Below are 20,968 nucleotides of genomic sequence, written 5' to 3'. Positions count from 1 at the left end.
CTCCCGCGCAGGTCGTGGGAGAGGCTCTTCGCCGTTCGGGCTCAGTGCGAGCGCGCGGTCGGGGTCCCGGCGATGGTCGTCGGGGACTGGGCCGCCTTCGCGTCCGCCTCGGCCTGCATGAGCTCGGCGAGGGGGATGGGCTCGTCGGGGCTCAGCGGCACGGCCTCTTCCGCGTCGACGTCGATGAAGCCCGGCTCGTCGCAGCAGGGGCCGCCGCTGAGGTAGGTGTCCATGACCGCCTTGCGGTGCGGCAGGAAGTCGTCCTCGAGGGCGGGCGAGATGCTAAAGCAGCTGGTCCCGTCGCCGCAGTCCTGGGTGTTGGTCTCCGAGGTGTGCACGAAGAAGCCCGAGACCGGGGCCTGGACGCCGTTGCCCAGGTCGATGCCGTTGGTCTGCTGGTGACAGCCGATGCAGCCGCCGGCGAAGGCCGCCCGGTTGGCGATGTCCGCGGGCGTCAGGGTGCTGGTCGGGTCGATCTGGTGGATGCGCGCGTCGATCGCCTTGGCGAGGGCGTCGTGGCCCGCGAGCTGCTGGGCGTAGCGCTGGACGTTGGTCGCGGGGCTCTCGGCGGCCAGGCACTCCGTCGGCACGGACACGCCCATGAGGTTGACGTCGTCGACCATCAGGTGCTCGACGGTGTCGAGCAGGGCCATGACGCAGGCCTTGTGGTTGGGCAGGCCGGGGACGTCGTCGTCCCAGTACTCGCCGAAGGGGTTGGCGGCGACGGGCACGGGGACCATGCGGGCCACGGCCTGGACCGGCGGCTTGGTGCCGAACTCCGCCGACAGGGAGGGCTTGCCCACGGGCACGACCTTGAACTCGCGCAGGGTCCAGATGAAGTCGTTGTCGTCGAAGTTGTTGGTCCGGACCTGGCCGGTGCCGAAGGTCAGGTTCTGCTGGCTCATGAACGGCCCGAAGCCCTCGGCCTCGAGGCTGGGCGCGCCGTCGATGAAGGCCAGGCGCAGCATCTCGGCGCGCTTTTTGGGGTTGTCTTGCTCGGACAGCTCGGCCCAGAACTCTTGCACGGGGGCGCAGGCGTCGATGCCACAGCCGGGGTTGGGGTTGGGGATCTGGGCCTCGAAGATGGTGAACATCCGCCGCTCGGAGTTGTTCGCCATGACCAGCCGGGCCTCGCCGCAGTGCGAGCCGTCGGAGGGCGCGAGGTCGAAGCGGTTGACGGCGGCGATGGGGAACCAGCCCTCGATGTCACCGATGTGGTTGCCCTCGGCGCGGGGGCAGATGTGCGGGAAGCCGTTGAGGCCCGGGGTGCCGTCGAAGGCCAGGGCGTCGTCGCAGTTGGCACCCAAGCCCAGGCCGGGGGCCTCGTTGTAGGTGTCGATGAACTGGTCGTGGGTCACCGAGGGCTGGGACACGAGGCCGCTGTTGACGGCGATGGCGTCGAGGACAGCGGTCATCGTGAACCCGGACAGGGCGTCGGGGTTGGTCTCGAACAGCGAGCGCCGGGGGTTGACGTCGGTCACGGGGCCGGGCTCACCCTCGCAGACCGAGCCGTCGTCGCCGCCGTCGAGGGTCGTATTGGTGGTGTAGCCAGAGCGGAAGCTGGCGTCGTCCTCTTCGGCCCCGCAGGCAGCGACGAGGAGGACGAGCGCCGGGAGAACAGAGGTGAAACGTGGAGTGGTCATACCCGGAGGTCGCCGAACTGGGCGGAGTGTCCACATAAAAATATTCCGACCACTGTCGTATTGAAATCGGCCCTCCGGCCGCTCGAATCAGGACACCCCGAGTCGGTTGGCATTAGGGCGCTCTAGCCTCGGCGTGCATCGAGTGTCTACCAGACCGGTCGTCTGGTTGGCACTCGGGCGACGCCGCTGCGCCGCTATGCGAGCGTGGCCTCGGCGAGGGCCTCGAAGGCCGCCGCCACGGCGACCGCCCCGGGGTCGGCGACGCCTTCGAGGCTCGCCGCGCTGAGGTAGGCCGCTCGTCCTGCGCGGGCGCGGGTCATCGCGGCGGTCTGGTCGGCGCCGGCACGGGCCGCGCTCGCGGCTGCAGGCAAGTCCGCGCCGCTACGCAGGGCGTCGAGAGCAGGCGCGAGGGCGTCGACGAAGGTCCGGTCTCCCGGGCGCGCGCCGCCGTACTCCATGACCCGCTCGAGGCCCGCGCTCAGGCCCTCGACCCAGCTCGCGCCTCGACCCATGGCCTCGCCGGCGGCCGTGCACAGGATCGACGCGAGCACGCCAGAGCTTCCGCCCATGACCGTCGACAGGCGCCGGCCGAGGGCGGCGAGCAAGGCTGGTGGTTCGGCGAAGGGCAGGCTCTCGAAGTCGGCGCGGATGGCCGCGGCGGCCTTGGCCAGGGTCGAGCCCGTGTCGCCGTCGCCGATCTTGGCGTCGAGGCTGTCGAGCTCGCCGCGCAGCCCTTCGAGGCAGGTGAGGATCGTCGCGAGGGTCGCCTCGGTCTGGGGGTCGGAGGAGGGCTGCTCCTTCGACTGTGCGCCGAGCCCCGCCGGCATGGCGACGACCCGACCTTCGCGGACGACCTCGCGGATCGGGCTCCACCCGGGGGCGTCGCTGGGGCTGCGCAGGGCCTCGAGGCGCTCGGGGTCGAGGGGCAGCAGCGAGATGGACAGGCCGTTCATGTCCAGCGAGGTCATGAGCGGGGCCGGGCCCACGACCCAGGTCACGCGCTGGCCCAGGGGCGAGACGAGCAGCTCCCGGGTCAGCAGGCTCATCTCGATGGGGGGCACGGCGCCGAGGTTGTTGACGAGGGCGGCGAGGGGCCGATCGTCCGCGGGCAAGGTCGGCTCGAGGCGCGCGAGCATCTGGGCGACGAGCTCCCGCGCGCTGCGGTGGGCGATGACCTCGAGGCCGGGCTCGCCGTGGATGCCCAGGCCCAGCTCGGCCTCGGTGGGACCCAGGCGCGCGCGCTTGGGCTGCCCCGGGAGCGTGCAGGTCTCGAGGCTCAGGCCGATCGAGCGCAGCTCTCCGGCGACGGCCCGGGCCTGCTCCGCGACCTGCTCGAGGCTCGCGCCGCGCTCGGCGAGGTGGCCGGCGATCTTGTGCACGAGCACGGTCCCGGCCACGCCCCGGGCCGAGACGGCGTCGGGCAGGGCGACGTCGTCGGCGACGATCACCGCCTCGACGCGCAGCCCCGCCGCGCGGGCGCGCTCGGCCGCGAGCCCGAAGTTGAGCCGGTCGCCGGTGTAGTTCTTGATGATCAGCAGGCAGCCGGCGGGTCCGGTGCTGGCGAGGATGCCCGCGTGCACGGCCTCGACGCTGGGCGAGGCGAAGATCTCGCCCGAGACCGCGGCGCTGAGCATGCCCGCGCCGACCAGCCCCGCGTGGGCGGGCTCGTGCCCCGCGCCGCCGCCGGAGACCAGCGCGACCTTGGCCGGGTCGAGGCTCGCGCGGCGCACCACCTTGACGTGGGGGAAGCCGTCGAGGCGGACGCGATCGTGGCCCAGGCACACGAGGCCGTCGAGGGCCTCGGTCACGATGCTGTCGGCCCCGTTGATGAAGCGCTTGACCGCCTCGCTCATGCGCCCGCCGCCGCGTCCAGGCCGAACACGCGCTCGGCGTTGCCGTGGAGGAACAGGGCCTTGGCCTCGTCGTCGAGCCCGAGCTCGTCGAGGGCGGCGAGGCAGTCCTTGGGGGCGATCATCGGCCAGTTCGAGCCGAACAGCACCTTCTTGCGGCCGTGCCGGCGCATGTAGTGGACCAGCTGCGGGGGCAGGCGTGAGAGCTTGTAGGCGCTGGTGTCGATGTAGACGCGCTCGTACTTGGTGGCCAGGGCGATCATCTCCTCGGTCCACGGGTAGCCGACGTGGCCGCCGACGATGGTCAGCTCGGGGAAGTCGAGGGCGACGTTGTCGAGGTAGGGGATGGGCCGGCCGTACTCGGAGCCGCGCAGCGGGCCGGTGTGGCCGACCTGCAGGCAAAAGGGCACGCCCTGTTCGACGCACGCGGCGTAGATCGGGTAGTAGCGCCGGTGGTCCGGGGGCAGCTCCCACAGCCAGGGCAGCACGCGGATGCCGACGAAGCCGAGCTCGCGGACGCAGCGGCGGATCTCGGCGACGGCGGCCATGGGGTGGCGCAGGTCCACGGAGCCGACGCCGATGAAGCGCTCGGGGTGAGCCTGGGTCAGGGCCGCGACGTCGTCGTTGGAGATCATCGCGCCGTGGGGCCCGTGCCAGGCGCAGATCAGGCCCTTTTGGATCCCGGCGGCGTCGAGGGCCGCGAGGGTGAACTCGACGGGGAGCTGCCTGGGCGGGGTCTTCACGCCCATCCAGCGCCACAGCGAGGCGAAGATGGGATCGGCGAGGAAGGCGGGCGTGGGGTGTTGGAGCCAGGCGTCGATGATGGTCATGGCGGGGTCGCGGCGTCGGGGGGCGCGTCGGGGTGCTCGGCGAGCCAGGCCTCGAGGCTCGCGCGGGCGGGGGCGTCCGGAGCGAGGTCGTCGAGGGCCGCGCGCACGTGCTCGCGGGCTTCGGCGTGGCGCTCGAGCTGGGTGAGGGCGCCGGCGTGGGCGAGGGCGATCTCGGCTACGAGGGCGGGGTCGTCGTCGGCGAAGCTGGCCGCGAGGGCGTACCAGGGCAGGGCCTGCTCGAGCTCGAGGCCGCGGGCGAGGCTGAGCGTCGCCTCGGCGCTGCGCAGGTCTTCGTCGGCGCGGACGCTGGCGGTGAGGGTCTCGAGCTCCGGGGGCAGGGCGGCCCCAGGATTCGAGGGGCTCGCGGGGTTGGTCGAGGCGGCGGAGGGGGCGAGCAGGGCCGCGACGGCGGCCAGCACCGTCGCGCCCACGGCGAGGCCGGCGGCCATCAGCCGGGGCCGGGTCAGGCCGGCGTCGAGGGCCTCGACGAAGGCGTCGAGGCTGGGCCAGCGCGCCTCGACCTCGTGCTGCAAGCCGCGAAGCAAGACCGCGCGCAGCCACGCGGGGACCTTGCCCGCGGGTCCGCGCCGGGGGTCGCGGACCCGGCCTTCTTCGATGGCGAGCATGCGCGCCTTGATGGTCCGCCCGGCGAAGGGGCGCTCGCCGTAGAGGAGCTCGTAGGCCGTGACGCAGGCCGAGAACTGATCGGCGCCGGGGTCGAGGGGGACGCCCGCGTACTGCTCCGGGGCGAGGTAGGCGGGCACGCCGACGCGCTCGCCGTCGCGGACCAGGGGCTGGCTGAGGGAGTCGGCGCTGGCGTCCTGGGCGGCCACGCGGCGCACCCGGATGGACGCCGCGGCCTGGTTGTGGCCCGCGCGAGCGATGCGGCTCAGGCCCAGGCCGACGAGCACGGGCTGGCCCTCCGCGGTGACGAGCACGGTCTCGGGGCGCACGTCGAGGTGCAGCACGCCCGCCTCGTGGCCCGCGTGCAGCCCCGCCGCGAGGCCGCGGATACAGGCGATGCGCGCGGCCAGGGAGGGGGCCTCGTCGGCGTCGAGCCACGCGCGCAGGGTCTGGCCGGGGATGAACTCGGTGATCACGTAGACGACCCCGAGGATCGTCCCGTGGTCGAGGACGGCGGCGACGTTGGGGTGGCGGATGGTCCTCAGCGCCTCGACCTGCTTGGCGACCCGAGCCGCCGCGGCCTCGCTCTCTTCGTGGGCCGCGACCACGGGGTGGATGAGGCGCAGGGCGACCTTGCGATCGGCCCGGGGGTCGTAGGCCGAGTAGACCGCGGCCTCGTCGACGCGCCCGCTGATCCGCTCGATCACCAGGTAGCCGCCGACGCGCTTGCCCAGGGTCAGCCCGCCATAGTCCGCCGAGCTCCCGGCGATGGAGTCGGTCGAGACCAGGGTCTCGTCGGTGTTTGGACGGGCCATGGGGGAGGGAGCGGGGGATCCCGCGCGGGGCCATGGTCTCACGCCAGAGCGGGAGGTGAAGTTTCCCGTTCGTGCGGCTACTGCCGTGGGCGATCGGTCAGGTCACGTCAGCGAGTGCAGGGCTCAGAGACGTCCACGTCTCAGCGCGGCGACGCGGCGATGTTGCCCCCGTCGACGGTCAGCACGCAGCCCGTGGTGCTCTGGGCGAGGGCCAGGTGCAGGAAGGCCTCGCCGACTTCCCGGCCGCTGACCTCGCGACGCAGGAGGTTGGATCGGTAATAGGCATCAACCTCCAGACCGCGCGCGGCGGCGCGCTTTTCGACGTCGGCGGCGTCGAGCAGGCCCGTGCGGATGCGGTCGGCGTTGACCGCGTTGGCGCGGATGCCCAGGGGCCCGCCCTCGAGGGCGTACTGCTTGGTCAAGGCGACCAGGGCCGCCTTGGGCAGGGCGTAGGGGCCAAAGTTCGCGCCGGGGTTGAAGGCGGCCTTGGACGCGTTGAACAGCAGGAAGCCGCCGCCGCCCTGGCGCTCGAAGATCTGGAAGGCCCGCGCGGCGAGGGCCTGGTGGGCGAAGAAGTTGACGGCGAAGCTGCGCTGGAGGAGCTCGGTGGAGCAGGTCGCGATGGGCGACTGGGGGGCGACGCCGGCGTTGGAGATCAGCCCGTCGAGGCCGCCAAAGCGAGCCACGCACGCGCGCACGCTGTCGTCGACGGCGGCCTCGTCGGTGACGTCGAGGGCCTCCCAGGCCGCGCCGAGCTCGGCGGCCAGGGCCTCGAGCTCGTCAGCCTCGCGGTCGACGAGGTAGAGGGTCGCGCCGGCCTCGGCGAACACCCGGGCCGTGGCCGCGCCGATGCCCCGGGCCGCGCCGGTGAGGTAGACGATGCGGCCGTCGAGGGGGCGGGGCTTCTTCTTGCCGAGCTTGGCTTGCTCGAGGGACCAGTACTCCATGTCGAAGAGATCGCGCTCGGGCAGGGCGGTGTAGGTGCCCACGGACTCGGCGGCGTCGATGACATCGACGGTGTGCTCGTAGAGATCGGCGGCGACGCGGGCGGCCTTGGGCGAGGTCCCGACGCCGACCAGGCCCACGCCGGGGAGCAGCATCACGCGCGGATCGGGGTCGAGGGCGACGAGGCTCCGCTCGGGTCGCAGCGCCTGCTGACGCTCGAAGTAGGCCCGGTAGTTGGCGCGGAAGGCCTCGACGCGGGCGTCGAGCTGGGCCAGATCGCTCGGGTCATCGACGATCAGCGGCGTCGCCTTGGTGCGGATGACGTGATCGGGCGTGACCGGCCCGCGCTGCGAGACCTGGCCCAGGTCTTCTCGGCCGCAAAAGCGATGGATCGCCGGGCTGGTCCGAAAGTGGAGGAAGGTGCGCTTGCCCGAGGCCTGGCCCAGGCGCCCGCGCAGCTCCGGGGCGTGGGCGACGAAGCGAGCCGCGGCCGCGTCGGCGTCGACGCTCGACAGCGCCGGGGCGCCGCGTCCATGTCGAGTGGTGGCGATGTGACGCTCGGCCCGATCGACGGCCCACACGTGGCGCTCGTAGGACTCCCTGGCCGTCTCGCCCCAGGTGAACAGGCCGTGCTGGAGCAGCAACAGCCCCTCGGCCTCGGGGTTGGCCGCGGCGACCTCGGCCGCGAGCTTGGCCAGGGCGAAGCCGGGCATGACGTAGGGCACCAGGGCCAGGCGCGCGCCGAACAGCTCGGCCAGCAACGCTTCGCGCGGCCCCTCGGGCTGATCGACCAGGGCCAAAATCGCGTCGGCGTGGGAGTGGTCGATGAACTTGGCCGGCAAGAAGGCGTGCAGCAGGGTCTCGACCGAGGGGTTGGGCGCGCTCGCGTCGAGCAGCCGGGTGCGCTGGGCGTTGACCATGTCCTCGTCGCTCAGCGCGTCGAGCTCGCGCAGGGCCGCGAGGGTGTCCAGGCGCACCGCGGGCAGCCCGGCGGGCTCGATGAACTTCAGGTCCCAGCCGCTGCCCTTGACGCACAGCACGTCGACCTCGGCGCCGGTGTCGTCGACGAGCCGGGTCTTGACCGAAGTGTTGCCCCCGCCGTGGAGGACCAGCGAGGCCTCGCCGCCGATCAAGCGCGAGCTGTAGACGCGCAGCGCCACGTCCTCGTTGCTGCGGTCCGCGCTCGCGTAGCGGGCGATGAAATCTCGGGCCTCCTCGTCGGACCAGCGGCTGTCCATGGCCCGGGTTGTACCGGAGCTGTCCGACCACCGCCTACCTGAACAGTGAGCCAGGCGCGCAGGGGTACAAATGGGTCGGATTTTTGCGGCTCCAATCGTCGATCCGTACGGTGCGAGTCACCGCGATGACCTGGCTCAACCGCATCCTGCTGGCCTTGTTCATCACCGCGGCGATCGCCTTCCTGCCGAGCTACGAACACCTCGGGGCCGAAGATTTGGCCCGTGTTCGAGCGGAGCGAGACGCGCTCGTCGAGGGGAACGAGGATCTGCGCGCCGAAATCCGCCTGCTCGAGGCGGAGGTCGACGCGTTGCATCGCAACCCCGAGGACCCGAGCTCGAGCGGCCGCGTCGACCGCGAGCTGGCGCGCATTGCCCGCGAGGACCTCAACATGATCTTGCCCGGGGAGCTGGTGTTCGAAGTCCACCGCCCCGCCGACGCCGACCCGACTTCGAAGCCTTCGCCCAAGCCCTTCCACGCAGGGAGCACCGAGCACTGATGACCGCCATCGCGCGCAAGCTCTACCTGGCTCGCAAGCAAGCCACGGATTGGTGGGGACTCATCGTCGTCGCCGCCTTCGCCTTCCTCCTGGCCATGGGCCAGTTCTCGGCCAAAAAGCTGTGGGCCGGAGACCTCATGGCCCTGACCGGGCTGATGGTCTACGCGGCCACGCTGACCCGGGCGCTGATGCGCGAGCTGAGCCCGACGACGAGCGAGCCGCGGCGCCGTCGGTTGGCGCCGAGCAGCGCCGTCGAGGCCGGGCAGGAGCTCGAGCTGGGGCTGCTGCTGGTCACCGGCGTCTACATCTTGATCGTCGCCTCCGGCGGCCTGACCAGCTTTCTCTATCCCTTGGTCTATGCGCTGGTCAGCTTCCTGCTGATCATCAACAAGCGCCGCTGGGTCGCGGGGGTGTGGCTGGCGGCCACGGGCCTGCTGGAGATCACCGTCGGCATGGGCGAAGGCGGCAGCTGGGCCACCGTCGCCATGCACCTGACCTACCTGGGCTTCTTCGCCGCCGGCAACTTGCTGGTGCTCAGCAACCTCGCCAAGCGCCTGCGCGGCCAGCACGAGGTCTCGATCTCCACGGAGCTCGACCGCATCCGCGAGGAGGCCCGGGACTTTCGGCTGATCGCCTCGCAGCTGCCCCTGGCCAGCCGGGCCGCCCGCTCGCGCGAAGACGAGGAGCTGCGCATGGCCCAGGGCGCGGTCCACCACGTCCACGAGCAGCTGTTCTTCACCATCGATCTCTTGTGCGTGTCGCTCGAGCTCAACACGGCGGCGCTGCTGTGGATCGAGCCCGACCCGGACGAGGGCAAGCGAGGCCAGCGCAAGGACTCGCGCAAGACCCCGCCGCTGATCATCAAGGAGATGGCCACGGCCTCGGAGATGGTCCGCGACAACCCGGTGATCGAGAACCCCGGGGTGCTCGCCGCGGCCCTGCGCGACCCCAAGCCCCTGCGCCTCAAGGCCCTCGGCGGCCGCCGGGTCCCGCCCTACTACCAGGGTCCCGAGCCCGTCACCGACCTGTGCGTCGTGCCGCTGACCGACGGCAAGGTCGTGCGCGGCTTCTTGTGCGCCGACCGGGTCGAGGACCAGCCCTTCACCGACCTCGAGCAGGACGCGCTGATCAAGGCCGGGGCCCAGTGCATGCGGATCATCGAGCAAGAGCGGGCCTTCGCGGCGGTCGAGCGCGGCAAGTACGAGCAAGAGCAGTTCTACCGGGCGAGCGAGCTGCTCAACCAGGCCCTGACCCTCGACGACGTCTACGCCAAGACCTTCGCCGCGCTCTCGGCCATGGCCCCCTACGACCTGGCCGTGCTCACGCGCCACGACGCCAGCGCGGGCCGCCACGAGGTCCTCGCCGTGCGCCACGCCCACGAGGCCACCGACGAAGAGGCGCGCTCCAAGGAGGAGGCGCTGTGGGCCGAGCACGCCGCGAGCCTGGCCGACAAGAGCTTCACCGACGGGGTCTGCCTGGTGTCCATGGCGGTCAAGAACCGCCACCACATGCCGGCGACGGGGGAGTACCCCGACAGCTCCGTGGCCATCTTCGACAAGCAGACCCGCTTCGACCAGGCGCGCAGCGTGCTGGTCCTGCCCCTGGTCCGCGGTGAGCAGGTGCTCGGCGCGATCACGCTGATCAGCTCGCGGGTCAAGGCCTACCCGCCCGCGGCCCGGGAGATGCTCCGGGTCATCAGCCACCAAGTCGGCGTGTCGATGCAAAACGCCCGCATGTACCAGTCGATGGAGGAGCGGGCGACGACCGACGGCCTGACCGGGCTGACCAACCACCGCGCCTTCCAAGAGCGCCTCGAGCAGCTGCACGCGCTGTCCGAGCGCACCGGCCAGAAGTTCTCGATCATCTTGACGGACATCGACCACTTCAAGAGCGTCAACGACACCTACGGCCACCCCGTGGGCGACGCAGTGCTCAAGCGGGTCGCCGCGATCTTCACCCGGCGCGCGCGCAAGGTCGACATCGTCGCGCGCTACGGCGGCGAGGAGTTCGTGCTCGTGCTGCCCGACACCGACGCCGAGGGGGCGGCCGTGTTCGCCAACCGCCTGCGCGAGGAGATCGCGGCCCAGACCATCACCTCGGACAACGGCAGCTTCTCGGTGACCCTGTCCCTGGGTGTGGCCGAGTTCCCCCGCGACAGCACCAAGCGGCACGAGCTCATCGAGCTCGCCGACCAGGCGCTCTACTACTGCAAGGAGCACGGCCGCAACCGGGTCACGAAGGTCTGCGACCTGCCCTGAGCGCTGCTTTGCCCCCGCAGTCGCCTCGGGACCGGATCGCTGCGGAGCGCGGGTGCGCCGGGGATCAACCTCGTCGCCTCGGTGGTGACCTTGCTGGTCGTCGGGATCGCCGGCCTGCGCGGGGGCGTGCTGGCGAGCGGGAGCCCGCGCGCGCGGGCCTGCGAAGTGCGCATGAGCGCGAGCACCCTGACCTGTCGGCTGGCCCTGGTCACGCAGCAGCCCAGCGGGACTCACTGCGCCGCGAGGCGGGCGACTACGCCGTCGACATGGGCCACGTGCGCGAGCCGATCCCCCAGGGCCTCGCGCCGGCGCTGCGCCGGGCCTGCGACGAGCGGGTGCTTCGCGCGGGCCTCGTGGAGGGGCCCCTCGAGCTCGAGTTCGCCGTCGGCCTGCCGAGCCTGGCCGCGCGCGCCCCGAGGCCGCCGTGGCCCTCCTGCGCCACGCGAGCGCGCGGGCGGTGAGCCTCGAAGCCCGCCGCTTCGTCGTTTGAGCGCCACCTGAACTTCTGAGAGGTCCCTCGCTCGGCGCGCGGCGTCGATTCGGGTAGACTGCGAGCGCGTGACGCCGGAGATTCTGATCGTCGGCGAACCGGCCCAGCGCCGGGAGCTCGCCGACTCGGTCGCGGGGCTCGGCTATGCCGTCGCCCTGTGTCCGCCGCGGCAGCTCAACCGCCGCGTGCGGACGAGCTCGCCCCCGGCGGTGATCGTCGCGTGCATGGCCGAGGTCGACCCGGACGTGCTGCTCGCCGGGCTGCGTCGGACCCGAGCCGGGGCCTCGATCCCCGTGGTCCTCTACGGCCAGCTCGGCGGCAACCTGCGCGACCTCGCCGACGTCCTCGACATCGGCGCCGACGCCTTCCTCGAGGAGCCGGCGGACCCCGAGGAGCTCGCCGACACCCTCACCCAGTACGCCGGCCCGCCCGTGCGCGAGGCGACCCAGGATCTCAGCCAGGATCGAGAGTCGCCGCGTTCGCGCAGCCGCCCGCGTCGGGAGCGGAGCGAGGAGGCCGGGCGGAGCAGCTTGGGCAACCTGCACCGGACCCTCGATCGCCTCGACGCGCGCTTGCGCGACACGCCCACGGAGTCCGAGCACGACCTCGAAGACTTTGGCCTCGACGGGATCCCAGACGTCGACCCCGTCGACGATCCGGAGCCCCTGGTCACGGAGATCGGCGAGCACCTGCGCGGCCGCTCGCCCAGCTTGCGCGAGGATCGGCCCTCGCCGCGCTCTCGCCGGGAGCGCGGGGGCGGCTGGGGCGGTCGGGCGAGCCGGCCCTCGCGACCTCAACGGCCCGAGCGAGGCGAGCGCTCCGAACGATCGGAGTGGGGCGAGCGGCGCGAAGGCTCGCCGCGGGGTGAGGACGAGGGCACCGGCAAGGTCGAGCGGCGCAGCCGAGATCGCTACGGCTACGGCCGCAGCTCCGAGGGCACGAGCCGCTTCCCGCGGCCGGGCCGACCGCCGCGGGACAGCCGAGATCGAGAGCGAGAGCGCGACCGAGAGCGCGACGAGGGCAGCGGCAGCTACGGCCGCTACCGCAGCCGCCGGGACCGTCGAGAGCCCGAGCCCACCAGCGAGCCCATGCGCACGCGAGCCTGGGAGCGCCCGCGGAGCGAGGGGCCCCTGCGCTCGCACGAGCGCAACTTGCCCGAGGGCGGGCGCGACCGGCCCAGCCCGGCGCGTCCCCGTCGGCCCCGCGATGGCTACGACCCCCACACCCGCGACGAGCCGTGGCCCGAGGAGGACGAGGTCGGGCGCAGCGCGAGGGGACGCTTCAGCCGCGAGAGCGCGCGCGAGGCCACCCGCGATCTGTCCAGGGATTCGGCCCGGGATTCGGCCCGGGAGTCTCGAAGCGCGCGCGATCACGACGACTACAGCTGGGGCGGCCGGGACCGCGACGAGCGGCCGAGCTCGCGCCGTCCGTCGCGACCTTCGAGGCCGTCTCGCCCCGCCCGACCGGAGCGCCCGGGCCGGCCCAGCGCCTTCGAGCGCGAGCCCGAGTCGCCCTTCCTCGACGAGGAGGAGGCGGGCTCCGAGTCCGAGTTCGAGACCGAGCACGCCCTGGCTCCCGACGAGGACGAGGGCGACGCGGAGCTCGAGGCTGACGAGCGGGACGAGCGGGACGAGCCCGAAGCGGACGACGCGTTCGAGGACGGTGAGGACGACGACGACCCGAGGGGGCGCGACGAGCTCGACGACGCCTTGGCGGACACCTTCGGCCAGGCCTGGGAGGACGACGAGCCCAAGCCCGAAGCTGAGCCCGAGCCCGAGCCCGAGCGCCCGAGCCCGACTCGAAGCCCGCGCCGGCCTGCTCGGCGTAGCGCGCCGCCGCCTTCGCTGGTCCCGCGCATCGACCCGAGCGTGCGCGAGACCGGCAAGCTCGGCGAGGGCGTCGAGGTCCCGGGGCTGTTGTGGCAGCTGCACGAGCAGCGCTTCACCGGCAAGCTCCGGGTCGCGCGGCAGCGGGTCGAGAAGCAGGTCTGGCTGCGCGACGGCGACCCCGTGTTCGTGCGCAGCAACGCCAACAGCGATCGCCTGGTCGACGGCCTGCTGCGCCGCGGCGTGCTCACCCGCCCGCAGTACGAGACCGCCCGGCGCCTCGCCGCGAAGGAGCCCCGGCGCGTGGGCCAGCTGCTCGTGGACTCGGGCTTCCTCAAGGCCCGGGAGCTCGACGTGCTGCTCCGCGATCACCTCGCGCGCATGCTCGACTCCACCTTCAGCTGGACCGAGGGCAGCTGGACCACCGAGCCCGGGGAGCGCACCGACGAGCCCGTGCAGCTCGACGCGCCCCTGCCCAGCTTGCTCCTCGACGGCCTGCGCTACCGCTTGGAGGCCGAAGAGCTCGAGGCCCGGATCACCCGCCGCGTGGGCCGGGGCGCCCTCGTGCCCAAGCTCGTCGCCCGCCTCGACGCCGACGGCCTCGCCGAGCTCGGCGAGCGCTTTGGCATGCTGCCGGAAGAAGAGGCGTGGGTGCGCCGCTTTGACGGCCGCCAGGGCGTGGCCGCGCTGATCGCCGAGGGGGCCGACGAGCAGGCCCTGTTCGCCCTGCTGCACGCCATGGACCTGGCCGGCCTCGTGCTCTTGCGCGAGGAGCCGGAGCACGCCGTCGACGACGGCCGCGAGCCCAGCGGCGTCGACGGCGAGCGCATCCTCGAGCGCCTGCGCCTGGCCCGGGAGGCCGACTACTTCGAGCTCCTCGGGCTGGGTCGGGACGCGGCGCGCAGCGAGATCCGCCAGGCCCACAGCTCGCTGCGCACGACCTTCAGCGACGGCGCCCTCGAGGACGAGAGCCGCCGTCGCCACGCCCGCGAGCTGCTCGAGCTGCGCGCGGCCCTCGACGAGGCGCGGGACATCCTGGTTGACGACGCGATGCGCTCGGCCTATCTCGCCCACCTCGGAGACGGCCCCAGCGCATGACCAACACCGACGAGTCCTCCCCCAAGCGAAAGCTCCGCGCCGTGTTCATGGGCTCGCCGGACTTCGCCGTGCCCTCGCTGCACGCCGTGCACCAACACTGCGACCTGCGCCTGGTGGTCAGCCAGCCCGATCGCCCCGCCGGTCGCGGTCGCAAGCTCAAGCCGCCGGCGGTCAAGGTCGCGGCCGAGGCCCTGGGCGTGCCCGTCGTCCAGCCCACCAAGGTCCGCAAGGGTCGGCTCGCGGCGCTGCTCCAGGACGCCGACCCCGAGATCATCGTGGTCACGGCCTACGGGCGCATCCTCGGCCGGGACGTGCTCGAGCTGCCCAAGTACGGCTGCGTCAACGTGCACGCGTCCTTGCTGCCGCGCTGGCGGGGGGCCGCGCCGATTCAGCGCGCGGTGCTCTCGGGCGACGCCGAGACCGGCGTGGCGATCATGAAGATGGACATCGGCTGCGACACCGGCCCGGTCTACCGCCTCGCGTCGACGCCGATCGGGGCCGAGGAGACCTCCGGCGCCCTGTTCGAGCGCCTGGCCAGCTTTGGCGGCGACGTGCTCGGCGAGTTCCTGGCCGCCTTCCCCGACGTCCCGCCGCCCCAGGACCAGGCCGAGCTCGACGGCGAGCCCGTGCACGCGGCCAAGCTCGACAAGGCCGAGGGCGAGGTCGACTGGTCGACGAGCCAGCGCCGGGTCATCGACCACATCCGCGGCATGGACCCGTGGCCGTGCGCGTGGACCAAGCGCAGCCCCGACGAGGGCAAGGCCGAGGGCAAGGCGGTGATCCTCAAGCTCACCGGCGGTGGCGCGAGCGACTGGAGCCGGCCCGAGGGCGCGTCGCCGGGGCAGGTCCTGGGCGTCGACGACCAGGGCATGCACGTGTGCGCGGGCGACGGGGTCGTGCGCGTGGCGACGGTCCAGGCCCCCGGCAAGCGCCGCATGGCGCCGCGGGACTACGCCGCTGGACAGCCCTTCGCCGAGGGCGAGCGTCTGGGGCTCGCGGACGCGTGAACGCCAGGGCGCTGGCGCTGGTCGGCTTGCTGGGAGCGCTCGGGTGCTCCCGCGACGCTCCGGCGCCCGCCGAGGGCGAGTCGCCCCGAGCCCGGCCCAGCTTTGACGCCCAGCAGCTGCGCGCGCCGACCACCGAGGGCATCGAAGCGGCGCTGACCGAGGCCGGCCCGCGCCGGAGCTTCGAGCGCGCCGTCGAGGGCCTCGCGGCCGAGGTCCCCGTGGTCGAGGCGAGCGAGCGGGCGCTGGCGCGGATCGGCTCCGACCCCGAGGTCGCGGCGGCGAGCGACCGCTTCTTCGCCGAGGTCCAGGACACGCCCTCGGTGCGCGCCGCCTTGGTCGCCCACGCCAAGGCCCACCCCGAGCTCGAGCTCGCCGAGCTCAGCGCGAGCTTCGTGACCGTCCTCGACGCCCGCCTGACCCGGCCCGAGCTCGCGGCGGCGGTGTCGGAGGTCCTCGGCGCCAAGCTCAGCGCCGCGGGCCCGCCGGTGGGCCGCACCTTGCTGGTCGAGGCCGGCGCGGCCGAGGCCCTGGCGGAGGTCCTCGTCGCGCGCCTCGACGACCCCGGCTTTCGCCGGGAGCTCGACGCCCGCGTGGGCGCGAGCGTGGCGGGGGACCCCGAGGCCCTCGCCGAGCACCTGCGCGCGCGGGTGTCCGACCCGCGGCGCATGGCGGACCTGGTCATCGACTTCGTCGACGTGCTCGCCGACGCGCCCGCAGGTCACGAGCTCATCGCGGGCATCCTCGACCACGAGCGCTGTGCTGTGCTGGCGGCCGACAGCCTGCGCCGGTTGGCGGCCGAGCCCGCGGTCCGCGAGGCCAGCCGGGCGCTGCTCGAGGACGCGCTGGCCGAGGCCGAGGGGTCGGGGGAAGACCCGCTGCTTCGCTTCGAGGCGGGCCTGCGGGCGTTGCTGGGGTCGCCGGTCGTCGTCGAGGAGCTCGCGACCTTTGTCGAGCTCCTCGCCCGCGAGCCCGAGCTGCGCGCGGCCGTGGCCGACTACACCCGGCGCTACGGCGAGCGCGAGAGCCTCGACGGGATCTTGCTCGAGCTCCTCGACTGAGGATCACTGACCTCGAGGGTTCAGAGACTGTGAATGAATCCACAGTCCCTGTCTACTTTAGCCGTCGTGGACGACGCCACGCCCTCCCTGCCCCACGTCCACGACTCAGAGGGTCGGCCAAAACGAGTTTTGCCCGACCCTCTGCCTATTTTAGCCGTCGTGGACGACGCCACGCCCTCCCTGCCCCACGTCCACGACTCAGGGACTGTGAAGTTTTCACAGTCCCTGTCTACTTTAGCCGTCGTGGACGACGCCACGCCCTCCCTGCCCCACGTCCACGACTCAGTACTCGGTCGGCGGGACCGAGCTGAAGTCGTGGACCTCCCAGCTGAAGTCGATGACGTTGCCGTTGGGCGGGTAGAGCATCGCGTTCTCGACGCGCTCGACGGCCTCGGGCGTCATCCGAGCGGCCCACACGTGGCCGACTTCACACTCCTCCTCGGGGCTGCCGATGAACACGCCCACGAGCTTGCGCACGCCCCCGTACCACACGTAGAGCGGGCCGCCGCTCATGCCCCCGACGCCGTCGTTGCTCACGCGCAGGATCCCGCTCTCGCCTCCGTTGATCCACTTGTCGTCCTGGCTGGCCGAGAACACGCCGTGGTCGTACCAGACCGTGCCCTCGGCCTTGTCGTAGGGGTAGCCCACGGCGATCGAGGTTCGGCCCGAGAGGGTCCCCCAGCTGAGGTAGTCGACGTCCATGGTCCGCGGGGCGTTGGGCGAGTGGGCGAGCTCGACGACGGCGTAGTCGAAGGCCTTGACCTCGGGCGACTGGCCCGCGCCGAAGGCGGTCGGGATGAACACGCGCTTGGCGTAGATCTTTCCGTAGGGCTCGGAGCCCCAGCTCTGCGACAGGGAGAAGCCCGTGGGCTCGTCGTTGAAGTTCGCCTGGTTGTTGACGAAGCAGTGCGCCGCGCCGAGCACGAACTTGTCGCCGATCAGCGTGCCGGTGCAGTCGCCCCCGCCGTCTTGGTGCTCGAACTGGCCGATCATGTCGTAGGGGCCGGCCGTCGCCGACTGCTGGACGTTGCCCTGCTCTCGGTTGTCGCAGCCGATGATCATCTCGGAGCTCGTGCACTGGGACAGGCAGGCGACGAAGTTCTCGGTGCTGTCCTCGGGGAGGTCGACGGGGCCCAGGAGCTCGCCCGAGCCCTCGCCGAGCGTCGCGCGGGGCTCCTCCTCGCTCTCGAGCAGGTTCGCCTCGAAGCTCAGCTCGAGCTCGCTACCAAGCTCGGCGGCGTCGAAGCTCGCGTCGAACTCGGCGTCGAGCTGGGCCCCGAGCTCGCCCTCGATCGGCCCGAGGTCCTCGCCTTCGTCGACGCAGCCCGTGCTCGAGCCCAGCGCCAGCACGAGGGCCGCGGAGAAGGTAGCGAGAGTGGTGGATGAAAACCGGTAGCGCGTCAGCATCTTCACTTGGGCAATACCGACGCGCCCACGAGTGGATTAAGCGAAGCTCAAAAAAGTCGGGCGGCGCGACACCCTCCGCTGACTACCGAGCGGTCAGTCTCTCACCAGTCATCACCGAAGGGAGGCTTCGGCCTACCAAGGATGAAACGGCGCCCCGGATGATCCGAGACTGCCAACGAACCCACGCCCCGCGACCGGGGCGACCACGAGCCTTCTCGAAGGCACGAACTCCATTGCCCACCAAGCCAAAGCGGAGGAGCGGAGCGAAGCGCCCCCGGTCCCAGGCGGCTGTGGGGGCAAAACAGAGCTCAGCCGCAGATGGCCTTGTAGGGCTGGCCGCTGGTCCACTCTTTCCACTCGCTCTCGCTGGGCCCGCGGCCGGTGGCGGCGCAGGCCAGGCGCAGCATGCTGGGCGCCTGCATGGGCCAGATCCGGGCGGTGCCGTCGTAGCTGCCGGTGAGCAGGAAGCGGCCGTCGACGGGCATGGTCGCGGCGGCGACCTTCTTGCCGTGGCCGACGAGCACCTGGTGGTTGTCGCGGCCCTCGAGCGGGCGGGGGAACCACACGTGCACGGAGCCGTCGTCGTTGCCGTTGTACAGGCGCTTGCTGTCGGGGGAGAACATCACCCACTCGACGGCGCTGCCGGCCATCTCGAACACCTCGGCCTTCTCGTCGGGGTGCTCCTCCTCGAGGGGCCACAGCCGCAAGGTGCCGTCGCGGCTGCCGGTCACGGCCCACTTGCCGTCGGCGGAGAAGGTCGCGGCCTTGACGGTGTCGGTGTGGCCGCGCAGGGCGGTGACCTTCTTGTCGAGGCCGTCGGCGGTCACGGACCACAGCTTGGCCACGCGGTCGTCGCTGCCCGAGAGCATGTGCTTGCCGTCGGGGCTGATCGCCAGGGCCCAGATCGCCGAGCCCTTGTGGGCGTCGAGGGCCTGCTTGGGCTGGCCCAGGGGCGGCGACTTCAGGTCCCACACGCGCAGCTGGCCCTTGAGGTCGGTGGTCACCAGGAAGCGGTCGTTTGGGGTCAGCGCCATGGCGATGACCTCGTCGACGTGGCCGGCGAGCTCCGTGCTCTTCCAGCCCTCGCTGGCCTTCCACGCGCGCACGGTCTTGTCGGTGCTGGCCGAGAACAGCCACTCGCCGTCGGAGCTGAACGCGAGCTCGAGGACCTCGCCCTGGTGCCCGTCGAGGACCTTGACGAACTCGTTGGGGTCGTCCTTGGTCACGTCCCACAGGCGCACGGCCTGGTCCTGGCCGGCGGTCGCGGCCCAGTGCCCGTCGGGGCTGAGCACGGCGGCGTTGACCGGGCCCTGGTGGCCGACGAGGTGGGCCTTGGGCTCGGGCCGCCCGCTGGGCTCGAAGCGCCACAGCCACGCGCTGTGGTCCCCGCTGCCGGTCACGAACAGCTTGCCGTCGCGCACGGCCGAGACCGCGTTGACCGGGCCGGTGTGCGCCCGCGCCACGGCCGAGCCGGCGTTGGCCTGCTCGCCGCCTTGGAAGTCCCACACGAAGGCGGTGCCGTCGGCGGAGCCCGAGACCAGCCAGCGCCCGTCGCCGCTGAGGTTGATGGCCCCGACGGTGCGGGTGTGCCCGGGGAACTCGACGCGCTCGACGACCTTGGCTCGGTCGGCGAGGTTCCAGGCCATGACCTTGCGATCCTTGCCGGCGGTCACGGCCCAGCGGCTGCTGACGTCGATGCGCAGGTCGTTGATGACGTCCTCGTGGCCCGTGAAGGTCACGCCGGTGACCGCCGGATCCTTGGCCTCGAGCTCCCAGATCTTGAGGCTCTTGTCGGTGCTGGCCGTGACCGCGAGGCTCGAGTCGGGGCTGATCGCTACGTGGGTCACGGGGCCCTTGTGGCCGGTGAGGATCACGGGGTTGCGGTGCGGCGCGCCCGAGTCGAGCTTCCACAGCCGGGCCGTGCGGTCCTGGCTGCCGGTGATCAGCCACTTGCCGTTGGGGCTGACGGCGACGTCCATGACCGGCGACTCGTGGCCCGAGAGGGTCCGGCGACCCTTGGGCTTGCCGTCGACCAGGCCCCAGATCCGCGCGGTCATGTCGTCGCTGGCCGTGTACGCGGCGCTGCCGTCCGCGGCGATGTCGACCGCCGTGATCGCGCCCTCGTGGCCGCCGTCGAGGACGCCCGTCGGGGTGGTCGGGTTGTCCTGGTGCAGGTCCCAGATCCGCGGGCGGTTGTCCTCGCCGCAGCTGATCATCCACCGCCCGTCGGCCGAGAAGTCGATGTCGGTGACCATGCCCTCGTGGGCGCGGAGGGTCTTGGTGTCCGTGCTCGGGTCGATGGCCTGGAGGTTCCACAGCCGGATGGTGCGGTCCTCGGCGGCGGTCACCAGCCACTTGCCGTCGGGGCTGGCCTCGGCGAGCTTGATGGGGCTCAGGTGGCCGCGCAGGTGGATGGGCGTGGTCTTGCCCTCGCGCAGATCCCAGAGCTTGGCGTCGGCACCAGCGGCGGCGATGACCTTGGAGCCGTCGACGGACAGGGCCACGGCCTCGACGGGCTTGCCATCGCCAGCGGTCCCGCCCTCGCCGATCAGCGCCTGGCCGCGGGCGGCCGCGAGGGCCTGGCGCAGGGCGTTGTCGGGCTGCGAGCCCGGGAAGGCCTCGGTGCCGGCGACGAGCTGGACCGCGGACGCGGCCATGACCGTGGCCAGGCGGGGGTCGCCCTCGATGTGCGAGACGGCGTCGGCGGCCACGCGGTTGGCGATGTCGTAGATGGGCTCCTCGCCGACGAGGGCGCCGACGGTGTCCTTGCCCTCCTCGGGCTCTTCCTTGTCCTTCTTGGGGGTGCCGAGGGCGAGCTTGGCGACGATGCCACCGAGGGCGATGGCGCCCAGGGCCGCGCCGACCCACCCGGCGATGCGGATGAGCTTCTTGCGCTTGAGGCCCTGGCTGGCCTTGATGAACTCGCGCTGCAAGGAGGTGGGCTTGGGGTCCCGCGAGCGCGCGCGCTCGAGCCAGACCTGGGCCTCTTGCATGGACTTGCCGGTGAGCAGCATGTTGTCGCTGCGTCCGCTGTCGTCCCAGGCGATCGCGAGCTCGTCCCAGCGCTGGTAGTCCTCGTCGGGCTCGCCGGGGCGGCGCCGCTCGTTGCGTCCGGGGATCTTGGGTCGATCGGCCGCGCCCGCGAAAGCAGCACCACCGCCGGGGGCTCCACCGGCCGCGCCGGCGAAGGCCGCACCGCCGCCCGCGAGGCTGGGCATGCCGCCCGCCGACGCGCCACCGACCGCGCCGCCCGCGAGGCTGGGCATGCCGCCCGCCGCCGCGCCACCGGCCGCGCCGCCCGCGAGGTTGGGCATGCCGCCCGCCGCCGCGCCGCCGCCAAAGGCAGCACCGCCAGCGAGCTGAGGCGCGCCGCCGGCCGCGA

Annotated in this window: 13 protein-coding genes; 6 read left to right on the top strand and 7 right to left on the bottom strand. The window is 72.4% G+C overall.

Annotated features, from left to right (window positions below):
* Window positions 1-41: 41 nt before the first annotated feature.
* The 5 genes from PPSIR1_RS25005 to PPSIR1_RS24985 form a co-directional block, all read right to left on the bottom strand.
* On the bottom strand, window positions 42-1,643 hold the full coding sequence (locus PPSIR1_RS25005) for a hypothetical protein (protein ID WP_006973964.1): 1,602 nt from the start codon (window positions 1,641-1,643) through the stop codon (window positions 42-44).
* A 194-nt stretch (window positions 1,644-1,837) separates the two neighbouring features.
* Entirely contained in the window at window positions 1,838-3,496 is a 1,659-nt protein-coding gene (locus PPSIR1_RS25000) for a dihydroxyacetone kinase subunit DhaK (protein WP_006973963.1), read from the bottom strand.
* Complete coding sequence (locus PPSIR1_RS24995; RefSeq protein WP_006973962.1) at window positions 3,493-4,323, bottom strand: amidohydrolase family protein; 831 nt, start codon at window positions 4,321-4,323, stop codon at window positions 3,493-3,495. The genes PPSIR1_RS25000 and PPSIR1_RS24995 overlap by 4 nt, the downstream gene beginning before the upstream one ends.
* The gene (locus PPSIR1_RS24990; protein WP_006973961.1) at window positions 4,320-5,762 is read right to left on the bottom strand and encodes a serine/threonine protein kinase; all 1,443 of its coding nucleotides are present in this window, start codon (window positions 5,760-5,762) and stop codon (window positions 4,320-4,322) included. The genes PPSIR1_RS24995 and PPSIR1_RS24990 overlap by 4 nt, the downstream gene beginning before the upstream one ends.
* A gap of 140 nt (window positions 5,763-5,902) precedes the next feature.
* Window positions 5,903-7,945, bottom strand: a complete 2,043-nt coding sequence (locus PPSIR1_RS24985) for a bifunctional aldolase/short-chain dehydrogenase (protein WP_006973960.1) — start codon at window positions 7,943-7,945, stop codon at window positions 5,903-5,905.
* A gap of 125 nt (window positions 7,946-8,070) precedes the next feature.
* On the opposite strand from PPSIR1_RS24985, the gene PPSIR1_RS24980 reads away from it, so the two are divergent.
* The 6 genes from PPSIR1_RS24980 to PPSIR1_RS24955 all read left to right on the top strand — a co-directional run bounded on the left by PPSIR1_RS24980 (window position 8,071) and on the right by PPSIR1_RS24955 (window position 16,179).
* Complete coding sequence (locus tag PPSIR1_RS24980) at window positions 8,071-8,442, top strand: FtsB family cell division protein (RefSeq protein ID WP_006973959.1); 372 nt, start codon at window positions 8,071-8,073, stop codon at window positions 8,440-8,442.
* Window positions 8,442-10,700: a sensor domain-containing diguanylate cyclase gene (locus tag PPSIR1_RS24975; protein WP_006973958.1), complete on the top strand. Its 2,259-nt coding sequence runs from the start codon at window positions 8,442-8,444 to the stop codon at window positions 10,698-10,700. Before PPSIR1_RS24980 ends, PPSIR1_RS24975 begins: the two co-directional genes overlap by 1 nt.
* 266 nt (window positions 10,701-10,966) lie before the next feature.
* Window positions 10,967-11,161: a hypothetical protein gene (locus PPSIR1_RS24970; RefSeq protein WP_006973957.1), complete on the top strand. Its 195-nt coding sequence runs from the start codon at window positions 10,967-10,969 to the stop codon at window positions 11,159-11,161.
* 97 nt (window positions 11,162-11,258) lie between these two features.
* Window positions 11,259-14,114, top strand: coding sequence for a DUF4388 domain-containing protein (locus PPSIR1_RS24965; protein ID WP_006973956.1), 2,856 nt, complete (start codon window positions 11,259-11,261; stop codon window positions 14,112-14,114).
* Window positions 14,111-15,121: a methionyl-tRNA formyltransferase gene (gene fmt / locus PPSIR1_RS24960; RefSeq protein ID WP_006973955.1), complete on the top strand. Its 1,011-nt coding sequence runs from the start codon at window positions 14,111-14,113 to the stop codon at window positions 15,119-15,121. The genes PPSIR1_RS24965 and fmt overlap by 4 nt, the downstream gene beginning before the upstream one ends.
* Window positions 15,118-16,179, top strand: a complete 1,062-nt coding sequence (locus tag PPSIR1_RS24955; protein ID WP_006973954.1) for a hypothetical protein — start codon at window positions 15,118-15,120, stop codon at window positions 16,177-16,179. The genes fmt and PPSIR1_RS24955 overlap by 4 nt, the downstream gene beginning before the upstream one ends.
* Before the next feature lie 282 nt (window positions 16,180-16,461).
* Here the strand turns inward: PPSIR1_RS24955 and PPSIR1_RS24950 are convergent, their stop codons facing one another.
* Complete coding sequence (locus PPSIR1_RS24950) at window positions 16,462-17,586, bottom strand: trypsin-like serine peptidase (protein ID WP_232296547.1); 1,125 nt, start codon at window positions 17,584-17,586, stop codon at window positions 16,462-16,464.
* A gap of 308 nt (window positions 17,587-17,894) precedes the next feature.
* Window positions 17,895-20,968: WD40 repeat domain-containing protein (locus PPSIR1_RS24945; protein WP_006973952.1), on the bottom strand; the 3,074-nt coding region annotated here is incomplete at its 5' end.

The organism is Plesiocystis pacifica SIR-1, assembly GCF_000170895.1.
Lineage (GTDB): Bacteria > Myxococcota_A > Polyangia > Nannocystales > Nannocystaceae > Plesiocystis > Plesiocystis pacifica.
This window is presented reverse-complemented; position numbering and strand designations above follow the sequence as displayed.